The sequence below is a fragment of the Streptomyces sp. NPDC056169 genome (genome assembly GCF_042268445.1).
GTDB lineage: Bacteria > Actinomycetota > Actinomycetes > Streptomycetales > Streptomycetaceae > Streptomyces.
The window spans coordinates 281,637-305,621 of record NZ_JBHJUO010000009.1 but is presented as its reverse complement, the minus strand read 5'-3'; the positions used below and the strand labels follow the sequence as shown (position 1 = coordinate 305,621).

Sequence of the window (23,985 nt, the reverse complement as noted above, 5' to 3'; positions counted from 1 at the left end):
TCAGTCCTCCTGGTGGGAAAGGGTGGTGACACCGGCGTCGCCGGTGGCCTCGGCGATCCTGGCGGCCAGGATCGGTCCGATCTGGGCCAGTGATCCCGCTTGGGTCATCTGGTCGTGCCGGGTGGTGATCTCGTGGGATTCGATCCGGCCCGTGATGTACGGGCGCCAGACCTCCGGACCGGCGTCGTCGTGGCCCCGGTCGATCGTGGAGTTGAACAGCAACAGGTCGCCGTCGTACCTGCCGGGGACGAAGTCGACCGCCAGCTTCGCGTTGTTGATCATGATCTGGACGATCACCTCGACCTGCCGCTCGTTCAGGCCGGCCAGCGCGCTGCCCCGCCGGTTCAGCACCTCGGCGACCTCGGCGTAGGTGATCTCCCGGTCGCCCAGCTCGTCCGGGTCGACGTCGAGCACCCCGACGAGCACGTCCCGCACGGTGGGCACCGGCTCCTCCTCGAACTGCACGTCCTTCACCGGATAGGCGTCGAGGATCGCCAGCAGTGCGGTCCGCTCGCCGCGCGCCTGCAGTTCGCAGGCCAGCGCGTGGGCGATCAGCCCGCCCGCGGACCAGCCGAGCAGCAGGTACGGGCCCTCCGGCTGGATCTTCTGGACGTGGTCGGCGTAGTCGGCCGCCATCTCCTCGTAGGACGTGGGAAGCGGCTCGGGCCGGCCGAGGCCGCGTGCCTGGATCGCGTAGACCGGGTGCTGCGGACCGACGTGGTTCAGCAGCCCGCTGTAGGACCAGCTGATGCCGCCGCCGGGGTGGACGCAGAACAGCGGTGTGTCCGCCCCGGTCGAACGGAGAGGCAGCAGCACGTCCAACGCGTCGTCCGGATCGTTCATGGCCAGGCGTTCGGTGAGTCCGGCCACGGTCGGCGCCTCGAACAGCATGCGCAGTCCCAACTCCAGGCCGAGGATCTCGCGGACCCGGGAGGCCAGCCGGGCGGCCAGCAGCGAGTGCCCGCCCAGGTCGAAGAAGCCGTCGTCGATGCTCACCTGGTCCCGACCGAGGACCTCGGCGAACAGGCCGCACAGCAGCTGCTCCTGCGGCGTGCGAGGGCCGCGCCCGGCGTCCGACGCCCCGTAGTCGGGGGCGGGCAGGGCGGCTCGGTCCAGCTTGCCGTTGGCGGTCAGCGGCAGCGCGTCCACGGTGACGAACGCCGCCGGCACCATGTAGTCGGGCAGTTCTCGACGCAGTCGGCCGGACAGCTCGGTCGTCTCGGGTGCGCCCTCGGGCGCGGGCACCAGGTAGGCGACCAGCCGCTTCTCTCCCGGCCGGTCCTCACGGGCGACCACGGCAGCCTGGGCGACCCCCGGGCAGCCCGCCAGGACGGCCTCGACCTCTCCGGGCTCGATCCGCAGACCGCGCAGCTTGACCTGGTGATCGACGCGTCCGGCGAACTCCAGCGTGCCGTCGGGCAGCCACCAGGAGAGGTCACCGGTGCGGTACATACGGCTCCCGGCCGGCCCGAACGGGTCGGCGGTGAAGCGCTCCGCTGTCAGGCCCGGCCGGCCGAAGTAGCCGCGGGCCACACCCGTTCCCGCGAGGTACAGCTCACCGACCATGCCGGTCGGCACCGGCCGCAGCCGGTCATCGAGCACGTACGCACGCATGTTCGCCATCGGCCCGCCGATCGGCACGGTCGCGGCGTTCTCGGGAAGGCTGCGCACCGGGTGACGGGTGGCCAGGGTGGTCGCCTCGGTGGGCCCGTAGCCGTTGACCACCTCGATGCCCGGGCAGGCCGCGAGCACCCGGGCGGCGGCGGCCGGGGAGACCACGTCGCCGCCGGTCCACACCTCCCGCACCCCGGCGAGCAGGCCCGGTCGCTCCTCGGCGACCAGACGGAACAGTCCGGCGGTCAGCCACAGTCCGGTCACCCCGTGCGTGGCGATCGTGTGCTGCAGCAGGTCGAGGTCGAGCTGCTCGGGCGGTGCGATCACGATCCGGCCCCCGTTGAGCAGCGGAACCCACAGCTCGTAGGTCGAGAGGTCGAAGGCCGTCGGGGAGTGCATCAGCACCCGCTCATGTCCGCCGCCGCGCCATTCGGGGGTCAGCGCCAGGCCCACCACGTCCCGGTGGGTGACGGCCACGCCCTTCGGCCGGCCGGTCGAGCCGGAGGTGTACATGATGTACGCCACCTGTCCCGGTTCACAGGAGACGTCGACGTCGGACGGGTCGGCGGCCGCGGACCGCATGAGCGCGGCGAGCACCTCCGGGGTGAGCACCAGGGCGGCCCCGCTCTCCCGCATGATCAGGTCGATCCGGGAGGACGGGAAGCGGGAGTCCAGCGGTACGTAGGCGCCACCCGCCTTGACGATCGCCAGGAGGGCCACGACCAGCTCTGCCGAGCGGTCCATCAGGACCGCGACCGGCGTCTCCGGCCGTACGCCCTGGTGGATCAGCGCCCTCGCCAGGCGGTCGGCCCGCAGGTCGAGCTCCGCGTACGTCAGCTCGGTGTCGCCCGCCACGACCGCGACCGCGTCCGGGTTGGCCCGCACCTGACGGGCGAACAGCTCCGGCACCGAGGCCGACGGCAGCTCCACGGCCGTGTCGTTGAAGCCGTACAGCAGCCGGTGGCGTTCGGCGTCGGACATGAGGTCGATCCGGCTGATCGGCCGGTCGGGCTCGGCGACCGCCGCGCGCAGCAGGCGGGCCCAGCGCTCGAACAGCAGCTCCACCGTGGACGCGTCGAACAGGTCGGTGGCGTACTCCACCGCGCCGACCAGACCGTCGGCGCCGCCGTCCGGGCGGAACTGCTCGGCCAGGCTGAACGTCAGATCGACGCGGGAAGTGCCGGTCGGCGCCTCCAGATGGCCCGTCTCCAGTCCGGGCAGGGCGAACTCGCCGAGCGGCGCGTTCTGCAGGGCCAGCATGACCTGGAACAGCGGGTGGTGGGCCAGCGACCGCACCGGGTTGGCCACCTCGACCAGGTACTCGAAGGGCACGTCCTGGTGGTCGTACGCCGTGAGCGCCTTCTGCCGCACCCGGCCGAGCAGTTCGCTGAAGCCGGGGTCGCCGCTGGTGTCGGTGCGCAGCACCAGGGTGTTGACGAAGAACCCGACGAGCTCGTCCAGTGCCTGGTCGGTACGGCCGGCGATCGGGCTGCCGATCGGGATGTCCGTACCGGCACCGAGCCGGTCGAGGAGAGCGGCGAGACCTGCCTGGAGCACCATGAACATGCTGGCCCCGCGCGCGGTGGCCAGGTCCCGCAGTGCCTGGTGCAGCTCGGGGTCCAGCCGGACCACGACCCGGTCGCCCCGCTGGGAGGCCACCGGCGGCCGGGGCCGGTCGGCGGGCAGCTGCACCTGCTGCGGAATTCCCGTCAGCTCGTCCTTCCAGTACGCCAGTTGGCGGGCGAACAGACTGTCGGGATCGGCGGCGTCGCCGAGCAGGTCGCGTTGCCAGCGGGTGTAATCGGCGTACTGCACCGGCAACGGCGACCACTGCGGCTCCTCGCCCCGGCAGCGCGCCGCGTAGGCCGTCGCGAGGTCGCCGGAGAGCGGCCCCATCGACCAGCCGTCGGCGGCGATGTGGTGCACCACGACCAGCAGCACGTGCCGGTCGGGGGCGAGCGCGTAGAGCTCGGCCCGGACCGGCGGCTCCGCGGCCAGGTCGAAGCCGCGCCGGGCCGTGTTCGCCAGGCGCTCGGCCAGCCGGCTCTCGTCGAGTTCGACCACCGGCAGCGCCGGGTGCGCCTGCTCGGTGCTCAGCACGACCTGGTGCGGGACGCCGTCGGTCTCGCGGAAGACCGTCCGCAGGCTCTCGTGCCGGGCGATCACGTCCGCGAGTGCGGCGTGCAAGGACGACCGGTCGAGGCTGCCGGTCAGGCTCAGCGCGAGCGGCATGTTGTAGGTGGCGCTCGGTCCGTCCATCCGGTGCAGGAACCACAAGCGGCTCTGCGCGAAGGACAGTTCCAGGCGCTCCGGGCGGGGCCGGGCAACCAGCGCGGGCCGTGCTGCTCCGGAACCGTCCAGGTGGGCCGCCAGTCCGGCCACGGTCGGGCTCTCGAACAGGGTCCGGACCTCCAGCTCCGCGCCGAGGGTCGCCCGGACCCTGGAGGCCAGGCGGGTCGCCAGCAGCGAGTGTCCGCCGAGGTCGAAGAAGCTGTCGTCGACCCCGACCTGTGCCAGCCCGAGCACTTCGGCGAACAGCTCCGCGAGGACCTGCTCCTGCGGAGTGCGAGGCGCCCGTCCTGCGGCGACCGGACCGAGGTCGGGGGCGGGCAGCGCGCGGCGGTCGAGCTTGCCGCTGGCCGTCAGCGGCAGCGCGTCCATCGCGACGAACGCCGACGGAACCAGGTAGTCCGGCAGCCGCTCGCGCAGCCAGTCCCGGAGTTCGCCGAGGAGGGCGCCGGTGCCACGGCTGCCGGCCGGGCGGTTGGTCAGCGAGGACAGCGCCCGGCCGGAGGCACCGGCCGGGTGGCACGGCTCGACCGACGGACCGTGGAGCGCCCGGGGACCGGCGAGGACGACGTCCACGGCGTCGGCAGCGGTGGCCGACCAGGTGACGGCGACCGTGTGGTCGAACTCCCCGCCGAGGGCGTGGAAGTCCTCCGGGTCGGGGAGGTCGCTTCCCTCCGAGGCGTGCAGCCGCTCCAGCAGTTCCGCGAGCGGTCCGTCCTCGTCCTGCAGCGCCCGGGCAAGCGCGGCTTCCCCCACCACACGGCGGTTCGGCACCCCGGTGATCCGCAGCACCTCGGCGGGCGGCTGGGCGAGCAGCTCGCGCAGCTCGGCCGGTCCGGTGATCTGCCGCCCCCACGCCAGCTCGACGGACCCGGTGGGGGTCTCCGGGGCGACGGGTGACTTGTGCAGCGTCACGTCGTAGCGGTACCGGGTCAGCTCGTTGTGGTGGCGGCCGCGCTTGACCTCCACGGCCATCGCGCCGATGTCCGTGCCGTTCTGGCGCAGGACGGTGAAGAAGTCCGGGTCGACCAGGAGCTCCTTCTCCACCCGGAGAGCCCGCTCCACCGCGCGGCGCACGGCCGCGCGGTCCGCGCCGGCGCCGGCCCGGTGCAGCTCGACGGCGGTGGCCAGCGGGCGCAGCAGCCGCAGGTTGCGGACGTCGCCGACGAAGAGCGCGCCGCCGGGGGCGAGCAGCCTCATCAGTTTCCCGATCACGTCCGCGAGGTAGTCGGCGGACGGGAAGTACTGCACCACCGAGTTGATCACGATGGTGTCGAACTCCTCGGCCGGCAGCCCGTCGGTGTCGTGCGCCGGACGGGTCTGCAGCACCACGCGCCCGGCCAGCCGCTCCTCCCTCGCGACCTGGGCGGTCAGGGCGTCGATCGCGGTGGCGGAGAAGTCGGTCGCCCAGTAGGTCTCGCAGTGGGGTGCGATCTGCGAGAGCAGCAGACCGGTGCCGACTCCGACCTCCAGCACCCGGCGCGGCTTCAGGGCCAGGATGCGGGTCACCGTCGCGTCCCGCCATTCCCGCATCTGCTCGACAGAGATCGGGCCGGCGTCGTAACTGCTCTTCCAGCCCACGAAGTTGTGACCGAAGGCCGCTTCGTCGGGGGCGATGGGCAGGGCGTCGTAGACGTCCTGCCACTCGCCCACGTGGTCCGCTTCCAGGCCGCTGTCCCGGGCCGTGTCCTGGCGCGGGACGACGTAGCCGACGAGCGACTCGCCCTGGGCCGAGACGGCGGCCTGGGCGACGGCGGGGTGCTCGGCCAGTGCGGCCTCGACCTCGCCGAGTTCGACGCGGAAGCCGCGGACCTTCACCTGGTCGTCGGCGCGACCGACGTATTCCAGCTGGCCGTCGCCCAGCCGGCGCACCAGGTCGCCGGTGCGGTACATGCGCTCACCGGGTCCGAACGGGCAGGCGACGAACCTCCCCGCCGTCAGGCCCGGCCGGTGAAGGTATCCGCGCGCCAGGCCCGCGCCCGCGACGTACAGCTCGCCCGTCACACCCGGCGGCACCGGTCGCAGACGGTCGTCCAGCACGTACACACGGGCGTTGGCGATCGGCCGGCCGATGGGCGGCAGGCCGGACCCCGGGGACAGCGGGTCGCTCATGGTCGCGCACACGGTGGTCTCGGTGGGGCCGTACGCGTTGATCATCCGGCGCCCGGGCGCCCAGCGCTCCACCAGCTCCGGCGGGCACGCCTCACCCGCCACCACCAGCGTCGACACGGTCACCGTGCCGTCCGGCACGGCGGCGAGCACGGACGGGGGCACCGTCACGTGGGTGGCGCCGAGGGTCGGATCGGTCAGGGCGGCGACCGGATCGGCGGCGGGGGGCAGCAGCAGGGTGGCGCCGCCCAGCAGCGCGGTGAAGATCTCCGACACCGAGGCGTCGAAGCTGGGCGAGGCGAACTGCAGCACCCGGCTGCCGGGTTCGATCGCGAAGCGCTCGATCTGTCCTGTGACCAGACTCGCGACACCCCCGTGGCCGACCACGACGCCCTTGGGGCGGCCGGTAGAGCCGGAGGTGTAGATCACGTAGGCCGGGTGTCGGTTGTCGAGTGTGATCTGCGGGTCGGTGTCGGGCCAGTCGCCTTCGGTCACCGTGGTGGGGTTGTCGACCAGGACGGTCGGGCGGGCGTCGTCCAGCATGTACGCGATTCGGGACGGCGGGTAGGCCGGGTCCACCGGCAGGTAGGCCGCTCCGGCCTTGAGTACGCCGAGGACCGCCACCACCGATTCCAGCGATCGTGGCAGGGATACCGCCACCACCTGCTCCGGACCGACACCTTGGGCGATCAGCGCGTGCGCGAACCGGTTCGCCCGTGCGTCGAGCTGTCGGTACGTCAGTTCGTCCTCGCCGCAGACGAGTGCGATCGCGTCCGGTGTCGCCGCCACCCGCGCCGCGAAGGCCTGCGGCAGCGGGACGGCGCCCACGTCACGGGCGGTGGCGTTGTCGCGTTCCAGCAGCCGGTGCCGTTCGTCGGCGCCGAGGAGCTCGATCCCTCCGATCGGCAGCTCAGGGTCGGCGGTGACGGCCTCCAGCAGGAGTGTCCAGCGCCGGACCAGGGCGGCGACCGTCGAGCGGTCGAACAGGTCGGTGGCGTACTCGACCGCGCCGGCGATTCCGGCCGGGCTCCCGTCTGGACCGAACTGTTCGACCATGCTCACGCCGAGGTCGAACTTGGCGGTTCGGGTCGCGACCGCGTAGGTGGCGACGTCCAGGCCGGGCAGCGAGAAGCGGCCCATCGGCGCGTTCTGCACGGCGAGGATGGTCTGGAACAGCGGGTGGTGGGAGAGGGAACGGGACGGGTTGAGCGCTTCCACGAGGTGCTCGAACGGCACGTCCTGGTGCGCGTACGCCGACAGCGCGGTCTCCCTCACCCGGCCGAGGAGTTCGGCGAAGCTCGGATCACCGCTCGTGTCGGTGCGCAGCACCAGCGTGTTGACGAAGAAGCCGACCAGATCGTCCAGGGCCTCATCCGTGCGCCCCGCGATCGGACTCCCGATCGCGATGTCCGTGCCCGCACCCAGCCGTGTGTACAGCGCCGCCAGTGCCGCCTGCAGCACCATGAACAGACTCGTCCCGGTACTCCGCGCCAACTCCGCCAGCGCGGCGTGCAGTTCGGGGCCGAGTTCCAGGTCGACGTGGTCCCCGTGCCGGCCTGCGACAGCCGGGCGGGGGCGGTCGGTGGGCAGGGCGAGCAGCTCCGGCAGGTCGGACAGTTGCCGCTTCCAGTAGTCGAGCTGCTCGGCGAACAGGCTCTGCGGGTCGGCGGCGTCGCCGAGCAGCTGGCTCTGCCACAGCGTGTAGTCGGCGTACTGCACGGGCAAGGCCGGGCGGCTGTCCGTCCGGCCCTCGCAACGGGCCGCGTAGGCCTCGGCCAGGTCGCGGGCGAGTGGCCCGGTGGACCAGCCGTCAGCGGCGATGTGGTGCATGACCAGCAGCAGCACGTGTTCGTCAGGCGCGAGAGCGAACAGCTCCGCCCTGAGCGGCGGCTCCGTCGCGAGCTCGAACGGCTGCCGGGCGGACTCGGCGAGCTGCTCGGGCAGTTCGCCCTGTGTCACCTCGGTCGGCCGGGCCCGGAGGCGGACCGCGGTCGGGTCCAGCAGGCGCTGGCAGGGTACGCCGCCGACCTCCGGGAACACCGTCCGCAGGCTCTCGTGCCGGGCCACCACGTCGGCCAGCGCTTGATCCAGTGCGGGGCGGTCGAGCGTTCCGGTCAGCCGCAGTGCCAGCGGGATGTGGTACGTCGCGGCGGCGGCGTCCATACGGTGCAGGAACCAGAGCCGGCGCTGGGCGAAGGAGAGCGGCACTGCCTCGGGCCGCTCGTACGGGGTCAGCGCCGGGCGGGCACGGCCGGCCTCGGCCAGCGCCTCGGCCAGGCCCGCCACGGTGGGCGCCTGGAAGAGTGCGCGCAGCCCGAGTTCCACGCCGAGCACCGAGCGCACCCGGGCGACCAGCCGGGTGGCGAGCAGGGAATGCCCGCCCAACTCGAAGAAGTCGTCGTCGACCGAGACCCGCTGCACGCCGAGCACCTCCGCGAACAGCTCGGCGAGGATCTGCTCCTGCGGCGTGCGCGGTACCTGCCCGCTCCCCGCAGGAGCGGCGTCGGGCACGGGCAGCGCCGCCCGGTCCAGCTTGCCGTTGGGCGTCAGCGGCAACGCGTCCAGCACCATGAAGACGGTCGGAACCAGATAGTCCGGCAGCCGCTCGCGCAGGTGCGCCGCCAGCTCCGCAGGACGGGCGGTCAGGTCGTGCCGGGCCACCACGTAGCCGACGAGCCGGTCGTCCTGGGCCGAGACGGCGGCCTGGGCGACGGCGGGGTGCTCGGCCAGTGCGGCCTCGACCTCGCCGAGCTCGACGCGGAAGCCGCGGACCTTCACCTGCTGGTCGGCCCGGCCGACGTACTCCAACTCGCCGTCGGGCCGACGCCGCACCAGGTCGCCGGTGCGGTACATCCGGGCACCCGCCGGCCCGAACGGGCAGGCGACGAACCTCCCCGCCGTGAGGCCCGGCCGGTCCAGGTAGCCGCGTGCCAGACCCGGGCCGGCGATGTACAGCTCTCCGGGCACGCCCGGTGGTACGACGTGCAGCCGCTCGTCCAGCACGTACGTCCGGAAGCCCGCGACCGGCCGGCCGATCGGTGGCGCGCCGGACCCCGGGGACAGCGGGTCGCTCATCGTCGCGCACACCGTGGTCTCGGTGGGGCCGTACGCGTTGATCATCCGGCGCCCGGGCGCCCAGCGCTCCACCAGCTCCGGCGGGCAGGCCTCACCCGCCACCACCAGGGTGGTCGCCGTGAGTTCGGCGCCGTCCAGCGCGGCCAGGGCGGAGGGCGGCAGCGTCACATGGGTGACGGAGAACCGGCGGTCCGTGAGGGCCTCCAGCGGGGCCTCGGCGGGAGCCAGTACGAGGGAGGCACCGGTGAGCAGCGCGCTGCACAGGTCCCAGAAGGACGCGTCGAAGCTGGGCGAGGCGAACTGGAGCACCCGGCTGCCCGGTGCCACGCCGAGCCGCTCGACCTGCACCGCCACCAGGCCCGACACACCGGCGTGGCTCACGACGACGCCCTTGGGGCGGCCGGTAGAGCCGGAGGTGTAGATCACGTAGGCCGGGTGTCGGATGTCGGGTGCGATCTGCGGGTCGGTGTCGGGCCAGTCGCCTTCGGTCACCATGGCGGGGTTGTCGACCAGGACGGTCGGGCGGGCGTCGTCCAGCATGTACGCGATCCGGGACGGCGGGTAGGCCGGGTCCACCGGCAGGTAGGCCGCCCCGGCCTTCAGTACGCCGAGGACCGCCACCACTGATTCCAGCGACCGTGGCAGGGAGACCGCCACCACCTGCTCCGGACCGACACCTTGGGCGATCAGCGCGTGTGCGAACCGGTTCGCCCGCGCGTCGAGCTGTCGGTACGTCAGCTCGTCCTCGCCGCAGACCAATGCGATCGCGTCCGGTGCCGCCGCAACCCGCGCCGCGAACAGCTCAGGCAGGCTTTCCCCGCCCGCTTCCTCCTCGACGGAGGGCAGCAGCTCGCCGTGCTCCTCGGCGGACAGCAGGTCGATCCCGCCGATCGGCCGGTCGGGAGCGGCGGCGACCGCGGCCAGCATCCTGGTCCACCTGGCGGCCAGGGTCTCGACCGTCGCGCGGTCGAACAGGTCGGTGCTGTACTCGATCGCACCGCTGAGTCCGGCCGGCTCGCCGTCGGGACCGTACTCCTCCGCGAACCCGAAGGTCAGGTCGAGCCGCGCGGTCCCGGTGAGCACGGCCACCCCGGAGACCTGGAGGCCCGGCAGTTCGAAGGCGCCGCCCGGCGCGTTCTGCACGACCAGACCGGTCTGGAACAGCGGGTGGTGGGAGAGGGAACGAGACGGGTTGAGCGCTTCCACGAGGTGCTCGAACGGCACGTCCTGGTGCGCGTACGCCGACAGCGCGGTCTCCCTCACCCGGCCGAGGAGTTCGGCGAAGCTCGGATCACCGCTCGTGTCGGTGCGCAGCACCAGCGTGTTGACGAAGAAGCCGACCAGATCGTCCAGGGCCTCATCCGTGCGCCCCGCGATCGGACTCCCGATCGCGATGTCCGTACCCGCACCCAGCCGTGTGTACAGCGCCGCCAGTGCCGCCTGCAGCACCATGAACAGGGTCGCCCCCGATCGTCGTGCCAACTCCACGAGCGCGGTGTGCAGCTCGGCACCGATGCGGAGTTCCAGCAGGTCACCGCTGTACGTCATGGCGGCCGGGCGCGGCCGGTCGGCAGGCAGCTGCAGTTGGTCGGGCAGACCGGCCAGTGTCTGCGTCCAGTAGGCGACCTGGCGGGCGAACAGGCTCTCGGCGTCGTCCTCGTCGCCCAGGATCTCGTGCTGCCACAGGGTGTAGTCGCCGTACGTCACGGGCAGTGGTGGCCAGGCCGGTGCCCCGCCGCCCTGCCGGGTGCTGTAGGCGGCGCCCAGGTCCCGGGCGAGCGGGCCCATGGACCAGCCGTCTCCGACGATGTGGTGCATGACCAGCAGCAGCACGTGCTCGTCCGGAGCGACCGAGAACAGTTCCGCCCGAAGCGGTACCTCCGAGGTCAGGTCGAAGCCGCGCACGGCCGCCTCGCGCAGCACCGCGGACAGCTCCCTCTCGCCGGTCTTGCGCACGGCCAGGGGGACGGCGACCTCGGCGGCATCGAGCACCCGCTGGTACGGAATTCCGCCGGTGTGCGGGAAGACCGTCCGCAGGGTTTCGTGCCGGGCCACCACGTCCACGAGCGCGGAGCTCAGCGCGTCCCGGTCGAGGTCTCCTGAGAGCCGCAGGGCCAGCGGCATGTGATAGGTGGCGCTCGGCGCCCCGAACTGCTGGAGGAACCAGAGCCGGCGCTGCGCGAACGACAGCGGCATCATTTCGCGGCGGGGCCGGGGCACCAGAGCCTGCCGTGGGGTTCCGGCGTCGTGCAGCCCGGCCGCCAGCCCGGCCGCCAGTCCTGCGGGGGTCGGGGTCCGGAACAGAGCGCGCAGCTGCAGCTCGACTCCGAGGGTCGCCCGGACCCGCGAGACCAGCCGGGTGGCAAGCAAGGAGTGCCCACCCAGCTCGAAGAAGTCCTCGTCGACCCAGACCCGCGCGATCCCCAGCACCTCGGCGAACAGCTCGCACAGGATCTGCTCCTGGGGCGTGCGCGGCGCCCGGCCACCGGCGGTCGTGCCCGGCTCCGGCGCGGGCAGCGCCGCCCGGTCGAGCTTTCCGTTCGGCGTCAGCGGCAGCGCGTCGAGCAGGACGAACGCGGACGGAACCAGATACTCCGGTACCCGGTCGCGCAGGAACGCCGCCAGCGCCGACGCGGTCGCCGCGGTCGCGTCCGAGGGGGCGACGTACGCGACGATCCGGTCCTCCCTGGCGAGCACCGCGACCTGGGACACGCCCGGGTGCGCCGTCAGCTCGGCCTCGATCTCACCGGGCTCGATCCGGAACCCGCGCACTTTGACCTGGTGGTCGACCCGGCCGGCGAACTCCAGCTCGCCGTCGGCACGCCAGCGCACCAGGTCGCCGGTGCGGTACATCCGCGCGCCCGCCGGACCGTACGGATGGGCGACGAAGCGCCCGGCGCTCAGTCCGGGCTGGTTCAGGTAGCCGCGAGCCAGCCCCGCTCCGGCCAGGTACAGCTCGCCCAGCACGCCGGAGGCCACCGGACGCAGCGCCGAATCCAGCACATACGCCTGGCAGTTGGCGATGGGGCGACCGATCGGCACCGGCAGCGGGCAGTCGGCGGGGTCGGCCGGAAGCGCGTAGGCGGTGATCACGTGCGTTTCGGCAGGCCCGTAGTGGTTGTGCAGCACCCGGCCCGGCCGGCGAGCCTGGAAGCGGCGCAGTGCACCGCTCAGCCGCATGGCCTCTCCGGCCTGGGCGACCAGCCGCAGGCGGGGCAGGTCCAGCCCGGCCTCCTCGGCGGCTTCGGCCAGTGCCTCGACCACCAGATTCGGCGCGAACAGCTCCTCGACCTGGTGCCGGTCCAGCCAGTGGGCGAACAGCTCCGCGCTGCGCCGCTGCTCCTCGGTCGGCACCACCAGGGTCTTGCCGTACAGCAGCGCGGAAAGCACTTCCTGCACCGAGACGTCGAAGCTGATCGCGGTGAACTGCGCGGTGCGCGTGCCGGGTTCGCCGCCGACGGTCCGGTGGTGCCACTCCAGCAGGTTCAACAGTCCGGCGGCGGGCATCTCGATGGCCTTGGGCCGGCCGGTGGAACCGGAGGTGTAGATGACGTAGGCAGGATGCCGGGCGTCCGCGGGGACGGCCGGATCGTGCTCCGGCAGCTCGCCGTCCGGCGTGACGGCCGCGAGGTCGTCGAGCACGACGGCCGGGCGGGCGTCGTCCAGCATGAACGCGATGCGGGCGGCCGGGTAGTCCGAGTCGATCGGCAGGTACGCCGCGCCCGCCTTGAGCACGGCGAGGACGGCGACCACCAACTCGGCCGAACGCGGCAGTCGCAGGGCGACGACCTGCTCAGGACCCACGCCCCGGGCGATCAGCGCGTGGGCCAGGCGGTTGGCCCGGCGGTTCAGCTCGCGGTAGGTCAGCACGGTGCTCTCGAACACGACGGCCGGGGCCTCCGGCGTCGCCCGGGCACGTGCCTCGAACAGCGCGGGCAGGGTGGCATCAGGGGCCGGGCAGGCCGTGTCGTTGCGGTCGACCAACAGCTCGCGCCGCTCCTCGGCGGTGAGGATGTCGATCCGGCTCAGCGGACGCTCCGGGGCGGCGACCACCGCGGCCAGCAGCCGCAGCCACCGGGCGACCAGTGCCTCCACCGTGGCGGGGTCGAACAGGTCGGTGCTGTACTCGACCCGCCCGATGATGCCCTCGGCCGGCCCGCCGGTGCCGCCGCGCTCCAGGAGGTGGAAGCCAAGGTCGAACATCGCCGTCGGCGTCCGTACCAGGACGATCTCGGCGGTCAGACCGCTCAGCTCGAACTCGGCGCGGGGCACGTTCTGCAGCGCGAGCAGTACCTGGAACAGCGGCTGCCGGGTGAGCGACCGGGACGGGTTCAGGGCCTCGACGACATGCTCGAACGGCAGGTCCTGGTGCGCGTACGCGCCGAGTGCGCCCTCCCGGACACGGACGAGCAGGTCGGCGAAGGACGGGTCGCCGCTGGTGTCCGTGCGGAGCACCAGGGTGTTGACGAAGAACCCGATGAGGTCGTCCAGCGCCTGGTCGGTGCGGCCGGCGATCAGGCTGCCGACCGGGACGTCCGTACCCGCACCGAGCTTGTCCAGCAGCGATGCCAGGCCGGCCTGCAGCACCATGTACACGCTGGCGCCGTGCTCCCGGCCCAGCCGGACGAGCCCGGCGTGGAGTTCCGCGTCCAGTTCGATCGGCAGGTGGCCGCCGGAGAAGGAAGGGGTCGCGGGCCGGTGACGGTCGGCGGGGAGCCGGATCTGCTCCGGCAGGTCCGCGAGCGTCCGCGTCCAGTACTCGGTCTGACGGGCGAACAGGCTGTCCTGGTCGGCCGCATGGCCGAGCAGCCGGTTCTGCCACAGGGTGTAGTCGGCGTACTGCACGGGCAGCGGTGCCCACTGCGGCGCCCCGCCCCGGCGGCGTGCCGCGTACGCGGTGGTCAGGTCGGTGGCCAGCGGGCCCAGCGACCAGCCGTCTCCGGCGATGTGGTGCATCACCAGGAGCAGTACGTGCTCGTTCGCCGAGACCTCGAACACTTCGGCGCGCAGCGGTGGTTCGACGGCAAGGTCGAATCCGCGCGCAGCGGCTCCCGTCAGCAGTTCCGGCAGGGCCGGCTCGTCGGCCGGGGTGACCGACAGCTTCGGGCGCGCCTCCCCTGCGGCCAGTACCCGCTGGTAGGGCACGCCGTCCGTGGCCGGGAAGACCGTGCGCAGGGTTTCGTGCCGGTCGACGAGGTCGCCCAGCGCCGCCTCCAGGGCCGCCAGGTCCAGCGGTCCCGAGAGCCGCCATGCGAGCGGCATGTTGTAGACCGACTCGGCGCCCTCCAACTGGCGCAGGAACCACAGCCTCCGCTGGGCCGACGACAGCGGCACCAGCTCGGGCCGCTCCGCCCGCTCCAGGGCGAGCCGGGCCCGGTCCGCGCCGCCCAGCCCGGCGGCGAGCCCGGCCACGGTCGGGGTACGGAACAGGGCGGACAGGGCCAGCTCCACGCCCAGCGTCGCACGGACCCGGGCCACCAGCCGGGTGGCGAGCAGGGAGTGCCCGCCGAGATCGAAGAAGTCGTCGTCGGCACCGACCTGGGACAGGCCCAGTACCTCGGCGAACAGCCCGGCCAGCACATGTTCGTGAGGAGAGTGCGGTGCCCGGCCGGCCGGCGTCGCGGTGGACTCGGGCTCGGGCAGGGCACGTCGGTCCAGCTTGCCGTTCGGGGTCAGCGGCAGCGCGTCGAGGGAGACGAACGCCGCCGGCACCATGTACTCCGGCAGCCGCTCGCGCAGGTGCGCCCGGAGGTCCTCCGGCCGAAGCTCCGCACCGGTGGCGGTCTGCAGGTAGGCGACCAGACGGGGGCCCTGCGCCCGGTCCTGCCGGACGATCACGGCGGCCCGCGTGATCCCGGGGTGCTCGGCGAGGACGGCCTCGATCTCGCCGAGTTCGATGCGGAATCCTCGGACCTTTACTTGGTCGTCGGTGCGGCCGAGGAACTCCAGGTTTCCGTCCGGGTTCCATCGCACCAGGTCACCGGTGCGGTACATCCGAGAGCCGCCGGGACCGAACGGGTCCGCGACGAACCGCCCAGCGGTCAGCCCCGGCCGGTTCAGATAGCCCCGCGCCAGGCCCGTACCGGCGATGTACAGCTCACCCGGCACATCGGCGGGCACGGGCCGCAACGCGGCGTCGAGGACGTGCAGCCGGACGCCGTCGAGAGGTCGGCCGATCACTTGGCACGGACTCGACTCCAGGCGCGCGACGACAGAGTCCACCGTGCACTCGGAGGGCCCGTAGTAGTTGAGCGAGAGCACTCCGTCGGCCGCCCGCAGCCGCTTCCACAGCTGGTCCGGAACGGTCTCCCCGCCCAGCGCGACCACCGATGGACGCCATCGCGGGTCGTCCAGCAGACCGTGCTCGATCAGCATCTGCAGATAGGAAGGGGTGCCGCCGACGGTGTCCAGCCCGGCCCGTACGGCGTACTCGAGGTAGGCCTCCGGGTCGGACCAGGTCGCCTCGTCCAGGACGTGCAGCTCGTGGCCCGCGAACAGGGCGAACAGCTGGTCGCAGGAGCCGTCGAACGACACGGATGTGGTCAGCCCCACACGCATCCGCGTCCTCGTCCGGAAGATCAGCGGGTTCTGCGCCGCGAAGAGGTTTCGCAGGCTGCCGTGGGTTGCCACCACGCCCTTGGGCCTGCCGGTCGAACCGGAGGTGTAGATGACGTAGACCGGGTGGCTCGGATCGACGGCCACTGCCGGATCGGCCGCCGGGCAGCCCTCCACCAGGGCGGCCGTGTCCGGCTCGTCGAGCACCAGTCGGCCGACAGGACCACCGTCGGGCAGCCGGCCCAGGGTGCGGGTGTCGGTGACGGTGAGGACCGGGCGGGCGTCGTCGAGCAGGTAGGCGATGCGGGCGGCCGGGTACTCGGGGTCGACCGGGACGTACGCGGCGCCGGTCTTGAGCACCGCGAGGATCGCCACCACGAGTTCGGCCGACCTCGGCAGCGCGACCGCCACCAGCCGCTCCGGTCCCGCGCCCCGTGCGATCAGCGCGTGCGCCAGCCGGTTCGCCCGTACGTCCAGCTCCGCGTACGTCAGCGACACGTCTCCGCACACCAGCGCGACGAGGTCCGGAGTCGCCCGGACGTGCTCCCGGAACAGCTCCGGCAGGCTCTCGGTCACAGCCGACGCCGCCGGTCCGGTGCCCAGCTCCGTCAGCTCACGGCGCTCCTCGGCCGAGAGCAGCTCGAACCGGCTGAGCGGCCGCTGCGGGTCGGCGACCGCGGCACGGAGCAGCCGCTCCCACCGACCGAGCATCGTCTCGACGGTGGCCGGGTCGTACAGGTCGCAGGCGTACTCGACGGACCCGTCGATCCCCTCTGGGGAGCCGTCCTCCGCGTGCCGCTCGGACATGGTGAAGATCAGGTCGAGTTTGGCCGTGGTGGATGTCGACGGCATGTCGTCGACGCGCAGGCCGGGCGGCGCGAAATCGGCCCGGGGCGCGTTCTGCAGCACCAGCATCACCTGGAACAGCGGGTGGTGCGCCAGCGACCGGGACGGGTTCAGGACCTCGACGAGGTACTCGAACGGCAGGTCCTGGTGGGCGTATCCGGCCAGCGCCGTGTCCCGGACCCGGTCCAGCAGCTCGGCGAACGTCGGATCGCCCGAGGTGTCGGTACGGAACACCAGGGTGTTGACGAAGTAGCCCACCAGGTCGTCCTGCGCCTGGTCGGTCCGGCCGGCGACCGGGCTGCCGACCGGAATGTCGTCGCCCGCGCCGAGCTTGCTCAGCAATGCCGCCAGCCCTGCCTGGAGCACCATGAACAGACTGGTCCCGTGCGCACGGGCGAGCTCACGAAGACCGCGGTGCAGCTCGGCGTCGAGACCGGCGAGCACAGAAGCGCCCCGGTGCGAGGCGACCGCCGGGCGGGGCCGGTCGGAGGGCAGCTGGATCTGCTCCGGCAGACCGGCCAGCTGCCGGGTCCAGTAGTCCGCCTGGCCGGCGAACAGGCTGTCCCCGTCGGCGGAGTCGCCGAGCAGTTCGTGCTGCCACAGGGTGTAGTCGGCGTACTGGACAGGCAGGGGGGCCCACTGCGGCTCCTGGCCGCGGCAGCGTGCCGTGTAGGCGGCGGTCAGTCCCTGCGCGAGCGGGCCGAGCGACCAGCCGTCCCCCGCGATGTGGTGGAGCACCAGCTGGAAGACGTGCTCGTCCGGCGCCAACTCGAACAGCCCGGCCCGCAGCGGCACATCGGCGGCCAGATCGAACCGACGGTCCTTCGCCGCCGTCATCAGAGCGGGCAGCTCGGCCTCGGTGGTCCGGTTCACGAGCAGCCGCGGGCGGGCCGCCTCCACGTCCAGCACCTGCTGGTGCGGTACTCCGTCCACCGCCGGGAAGACGGTGCGCAGGCTCTCGTGCCGAGCCGTCACGTCCGCCACGGCGGCCTCCAGGGCACCCCGGTCCAGATCACCGGACAGCCGCCAGGCCAGGGAGATGTGGTAGTTCGCGCTGACACCCTCCAGCTGGTGCAGGAACCACAGCCGCCGCTGCGCGAACGACAGCGGGATCACCTCGGGCCGTTCACGCCGGACCAGGGCGGCCTGCGCCGGCCCGGCCGCTGCCAGGGCGGCGGCCAGACCCGCCGGGGTCGGCGCCTCGAAGAGCGTGCGCAGCGGCATCTCCACGCCGAGCGTCGCGCGGATCCGGGCGGCCAGGCGGGTGGCGAGCAGCGAGTGCCCGCCCAGATCGAAGAATCCGTCCTCGACGCCGGCCGACGCCACCCCCAGGACCTCTGCGAACAGCCGGCAGAGGATCTGCTCCTGCGGGGTGCGCGGCGCACGGCAGGTGGCCGCCGGGGTGAGGTCGGGGGCGGGCAGGGCCCGATGGTCCAGCTTGCCGTTGACGGTCAGCGGCAGTGCGTCCAGCATGACGAACGCCGACGGCACCATGTACTCCGGCAACCGCTCGCGCAGGTGCCCCCGCAGGTCGGCGGTGCTCGGTGCGGCGCCCGCGGCCGGCACCAGGTACGCGGCGAGCCGGGTGTCGTCGGACCGGTCCTGTCGTGCCAGGACGGCGGCCTGGGCGATGCCGGGGTGCGCGGCCAGCGCCGCCTCGATCTCGCCGAGCTCGATCCGGAAGCCGCGCACCTTCACCTGCTGGTCGGCCCGGCCGACGTAGCGCAGGCTGCCGTCCGCCGAGCGGCGCACCACGTCGCCGCTGCGGTACATCCGCGATCCCGGCAGCCCGAACGGGTCCGCGACGAACCGCCCCGCGGTCAGGCCGGGCCGGTTCAGGTAGCCGCGCGCCAGGCCCGCGCCCGCGACGTACAGCTCGCCGGGCACGCCCGGGGCCACCGGCCGCAGGCCGTCGTCGAGCACGTACGCCCGCAGGTCCGGGAGGGCCGCGCCGATCTGGCCGGCGGCGGTCCCGGACCGGTCGAGGGCCGCGTACGTGACGTGCACCGTGGTCTCGGTGATGCCGTACATGTTGACCAGCCGCGGCGCGTCCTCCGCGTGCCTCTGGTACCAGCTCGCCAGCCGGGCGTGCTCCAGCGCCTCGCCGCCGAACACCACCGTGCGAAGGGCAAGCCGACGGCCGGTCTCCGGGGCCTCCGCGTCCGCCTGCATCAGCTGGTAGAAGGCGGACGGCGTCTGGTTGAGCACCGTCACCCGCTCGTGGGCGAGCAGTTCCAGGAACCGGCCGGGCGAGCGGCTGGTCTCGTGGTCGACGACCACCAGACGGCCGCCGTGCAGCAGCGGGCCCCACAGTTCCCACACCGAGAAGTCGAAGGCGTAGGAGTGGAAGAGGGTCCACACGTCATCGGAGGAGAAGTCGAACAGCTCCCGTGTCGTGTCGAACAGGCGTACCACGTTGCGGTGCGGGACCACCACGCCCTTGGGGTTGCCGGTGGAACCGGAGGTGTGGATGACGTAGGCGGCGTGGTCCGGGCCGACGGCGACACCCGGGTCCGTGTCCGGTAGCCCGTCCAGGTCGGCGGTGTCCAGCAGCAGCCGGTCCACGTGCTCCGCTCCCGGCAGGTCTCCGGTCCCGCTCGTCGTCACGAGCAGCGCGGGCCGGGAGTCCTGGAGGAGATAGGCGATCCGCGCGGCCGGGTATTCCGGGTCCACCGGTACGTACGCGGCGCCGGTCTTCAGTACCGCGAGCACCGCCACGACCAGCTCTGCCGAGCGCGGCAGGGCCAGCGCCACCAGCTGCTCCGGCCCCACCCCCCGGTCGATCAGGGCGTGCGCCAGCCGATTGGCACGCGCGTTCAGCCGGCCGTACGTCAGAGTGGTCTCGCCGTCGGTGAGAGCGGTCGCGGCAGGGTTCGCCCGCACCTGCCGCTCGAACAGCGCGGCCAGGCCGCACTCCGGCAGCTCCCCGCCCCGGTCGGTGCGGGCCGGCAGCAGGGCCCGGAGCTCATCGGCGGACAGCACGTCCACCTGGCGGATCCGTCGGCCGGGGTCGGCGACGACGGAGCGCAGCAGCCGCAGCCACCGTTCGACGATCCCGGTGACGGTGGCCGCGTCGAACAGATCGGTGCTGTACTCCACCACGCCCGACAAGCCCTCCTCGCCGGGCTGTTCGGCCAGAACGAAGGTCAGGTCGCACTTGGACGTTCCGGTGGGCACCAGGTCGGTCGCCACGCGCAGCCGCGGCAGGTCGAAGGTGCCGAACGGCGCGTTCTGCAGGGTGAGCATGGTCTGGAACAGCGGGTGGTGTGCGAGCGTCCGGGTCGGGTTCAGCGCCTCCACGAGGTGCTCGAACGGCACCTCCTGGTGCGCGTACGCGGCCAGCGCGTCGGAACGCACCCGGCCCAGCAGCTCGGTGAACGACGGATCGCCGGACAGATCGGTGCGCAGCACCAGGGTGTTGACGAAGAAGCCGACCAGGTCGTCCAGGGCCTCGTCGGTGCGCCCAGCGATCGGTGTGCCGATCGGAACGTCGGTACCGGCACCGAGCTTGCCCAGCAGCGTGGCCAGACCGGCCTGGAGCACCATGAAGAGGCTGGCTCCGCCGTCGCGGGCGAGTTCGCGCAGGCCCTGGTGCAGCTCGGCGTCGATGCGCACCGGAAGGTGGGCGCCCCGATAGGACATCGCCGCCGGCCGGGGCCGGTCGAAGGGCAGCTCGACCTGGTCGGGCAGGTCCGCCAGCCGTTCCCGCCAGTACGCGAGTTGGCCGTTGAGCAGACTGTCCGGGTCGGCGCCGTCACCCAGCAACTCCTGCTGCCAGAGGGCATAGTCGGCGTACTGGACCGGCAGCGGCGGCCACTCCGGCTTCGCCCCCTCGCTGCGGGCCGCGTAGGCGGTCGCCAGATCCCGCGAGAGCGGGCCCGTCGACCAGCCGTCACCGGCGATGTGGTGCACCACCAGCAGCAGTACGTGCTCCTCGGCGCCGAGCCGGAAGAGTTCGGCGCGCAGCGGCGATTCCCCGGAGAGGTCGAAGCCGTACCGCGCCGCCTCCGCCAGCCGGTCCGGCAGGTCGCGCTCGTCGGCCTCGGTCACCCGCAGCCGCGGCCGTGCCGCGTCGAGGCCGAGCACTCGCTGGCACGGCACTCCGTCGACCACCGGAAAGACGGTGCGCAGGCTCTCGTGCCGCTCCACCACGTCCGCCAGGGAGGCTTCCAGGGCCCGCTGGTCCAGGATTCCGGACAGCCGCAGAGCCAGTGGAATGTTGTACGTGGCACTCGGACCCTCCATCCGGTGCAGGAACCACAGTCGGCGCTGCGCGAAGGACAGCGGAACCGTCTCGGGCCGCTCGCGCCGCCCCAGCGCCGGGCGCGCCCGGCCCGCGGCGTCCACCGCGGCCGCCAGCTCCGCCACCGTCGGCGCGTCGAACAGGTCGCGCAGCCTCAGCTCCACACCCAGCACGGACCGTGCCCGGGCGATCAGCCTGGTGGCGAGCAGGGAGTGCCCGCCCAGGTCGAAGAAGGAGTCGTCGACAGCGACCTGCGGCCGTCCCAGCACCTCGGCGAACAGCCCGGCGAGCAGGTGCTCGACCGCGGTGCGCGGAGCTCGACCCGGTGCGACGGGCTGGTGCCCGGGCGCCGGGAGGGCGCGCCGGTCGAGCTTGCCGTTCGGGGTCAGCGGAAGCGCGCCCAGCACCACGACCGCCGACGGCACCATGTGTGCGGGCAGCCGCTCCCGCAGCCGGGCCCGCAGGGTGTCCGCGTGCACGACCTGCCCCGCGGCGGGGACGACGTAGGCGACCAGCTGGGGTTCCTCGTCGGTGCGCACCGTGACCGCGGCCCGTGCGATCTGAGGGTGCTCGGCGAGGACCGTCTCGATCTCGCCGAGTTCGATGCGGAATCCTCGGACCTTGACTTGGTCGTCGGTGCGGCCGAGGAACTCCAGGTTTCCTTCCGGGTTCCATCGCACCAGGTCACCGGTGCGGTACATCCGTGTGCCGCCGGGACCGAACGGGTCCGCGACGAACCGCCCAGCGGTCAGCCCCGGGCGGTTCAGATAGCCCCGCGCCAGGCCGGCGCCGGCGATGTACAGCTCACCCGGCACACCGGCCGGCAGCGGCCGCAGGGCGCCGTCGAGCACGTACAGCCGGGCGTTGGTGACAGGTCGGCCGATGACCGGGCGCGGGCTCGATGCCGTGGGCGCGGCCACCGAGTTGACGGTGCACTCCGACGGTCCGTAGAGGTTGAGGCAGGAGGCCCCGTCGGAGGCCCGCAACCGCTCCCAGAGCTGCTCGGAGACGGCCTCGCCGCCCGCCGCGACGAGCGTGGGACGGCGCTGCGGATCGTCCAGCAGTCCATGGGCGACAAGGACGTGGAGGTAGGAAGGGGTGGCTTCGACGTAGTCCAGCCCGCCGCACGCCGCGTAGTCGACGAAGGCCTCCGGGTCGGTCCAGGTCGCGTGATCCAGGACGTGCAGCTCGTGGCCCGCGAAGAGGGCCATGAGCTGGTTCCAGGAGGCGTCGAACGACACCGAGGTGGTCAGCGCCACCCGTAGCCGCCGCCCGTCCTCCAGCAGGGGTGCGAACTGCACCAGCCTCTGGTCGGTGAGCAGGTCGAGCAGGCCGCCGTGCGTTGCCACCACGCCCTTGGGCCTGCCGGTCGAACCGGAGGTGTAGATCACGTACGCCGGTTGGCTCGGATCCACGGCCACTGTCGGGTCGACCGCCGCGCAGTCGGAGACCAGGGCGGCCGTCTCGGGATCGTCGAGCACCAGCCGGCCGGCCGCACCGCCGTCGGGCAGACGCTTCTCGCTGTGGGTGTCGGTGACGGTGAGGACCGGGCGGGCGTCGTCGAGCAGGTAGGCGATGCGGGCGGCCGGATACTCGGGGTCGACCGGGACGTACGCCGCGCCGGTCTTCAGCACCGCGAGGATCGCCACCACCAGTTCGGCCGACCTCGGCAGCGCCACCGCCACCAGCCGCTCGGGTCCCGCGCCCCGTGCGATCAGCGCGTGCGCCAGCCGGTTCGCCCGTACGTCCAGCTCCGCGTACGTCAGCGACACGTCGCCGCACACCAGCGCGACGCGGTCCGGAGTCGCCCGGACGTGCTCCCGGAACAGCTCCGGCAGGCTCTCGGTCAAAGGCGTCGCCGTCGGTCCGGTGCCCAGCTCCGTCAGCTCACGGCGCTCCTCGGCCGAGAGCAGCTCGAACCGGCCGACCGCCTCGTCCGGGTCGTAGTCCGCGACGGCGTCGAGAAGGGCGAGCAGCCGCTGCTGGTGCGCGGCGAGGTCGTCGTCGCCGTACGCCTCCGGCGCGCCGTGCAGCCGGAGAAGCGGGGGATTGCCGTCCCGGTAGTCGAAGAGCCAGATGGCCAGGTCGGTGGTCGACCCCGAGACGAAGTGGTGAACCGAGGCGGGGTGCCCGGCGAAGCTCGGCCTGGCGTTGAAGGCCATGATGTTGACGATCAGCGGGAACGCCGTTCCGATGCTGCCCGGCGCGCCCAAGTCGCGCAGCAGGTCCTCGCTGCGGTAACGCTCGTGCGCGACGGCCGACTCGACCTCCCGCGCCACCTGGTCGAGGAGAGCGCCCCACGGCATGTCCGGTCGCACGGTCAGCCGCAGCGGCACCACGTTGGACATCGTGCCGGGCACCGACATCAGGTCGCGGTCGGAGCCCCGACGGGCGGTGACGGGCAGGGCGAGCACCACGTCCTGGGCGCCGCTCAGCCGGTGGGCGTAGAGCGCCGTCGCCGCGATCACCACCCGGGACCACCTGACACCGGCCCGGCCCGCCGCCGCCCGCAGTGCCTCCGGGCTCCGCAGCTCCAGCTCCCCGGCCACGCGCAGGGTCCGGTGCGGGTCGGTCGCGGAGGTGTCGGTGAGCCGTGTCGGGGCGGGCAGATCGGTGAAGCGCTCGGTCCAGTAGGAGCGGTCGGCGGTGAAGTCGACGGACGAGCGATAGGCGGCGTCGCTGTCGACCAGGTCCCGCAGCGAGCCGAACGGGCAAGGCGGTACGACACGGTCCTCGGCCAGCGCCGAGTACACCTCGCCGACCCGCTGCCGGACCATGGAGCTGCTGATCGCGTCCAGCACCAGGTGGTGGTAGTTCAGGTACCAGAGGAACTCCGTCGGCGACAGCCGGATCAGCGCATGGCCGAACAGCGGATCACGGGCGAGGTCCAACGGACGGGCCAGGTCCCGCTCCATCCAGTCCATGGCTGCCGACCGGGGATCCGGCTCTGCGCCGAGGTCGAGGTGGACGGGCGCCCAGTCCCAGGTCTCGCGGAGGATCTGGCGCGGGCCTTCACCGTCGTCGACGAAGGTCACGTGCAGGGCGTCGACCTCGTCGACCACCCGCCGCAGCGCGCCTTCGAACAGCTCCGGGTCGACCGGTCCGTGGATCTCCAGGCATTCGCCGACGCGGTAGCCCGGGATGGGCGTCCGGGAGCCCTGCTCGGCGAGCCAGATCTCCCGCTGGGCCGCGGTCAGGGGAAGGACGTCTCCGTCGCGACGGGACATGGGGGTACCTCCAGAAGTATGGGCGGG

General features: G+C 72.8%; 1 protein-coding gene. It reads right to left on the bottom strand.

All coding sequences use genetic code 11. From position 1 onward, the window contains the following. Complete coding sequence (locus ACFC0G_RS17140) at positions 1-23,958, bottom strand: non-ribosomal peptide synthase/polyketide synthase (RefSeq protein WP_376403850.1); 23,958 nt, start codon at positions 23,956-23,958, stop codon at positions 1-3. Positions 23,959-23,985 lie beyond the last annotated feature (27 nt).

Bases quoted from the DNA above. Each gene is read 5' to 3' on its own strand.
- ACFC0G_RS17140 (WP_376403850.1), bottom strand. From the start codon at position 23,958: ATGTCCCGTCGCGACGGAGACGTCCTTCCCCTGACCGCGGCCCAGCGG.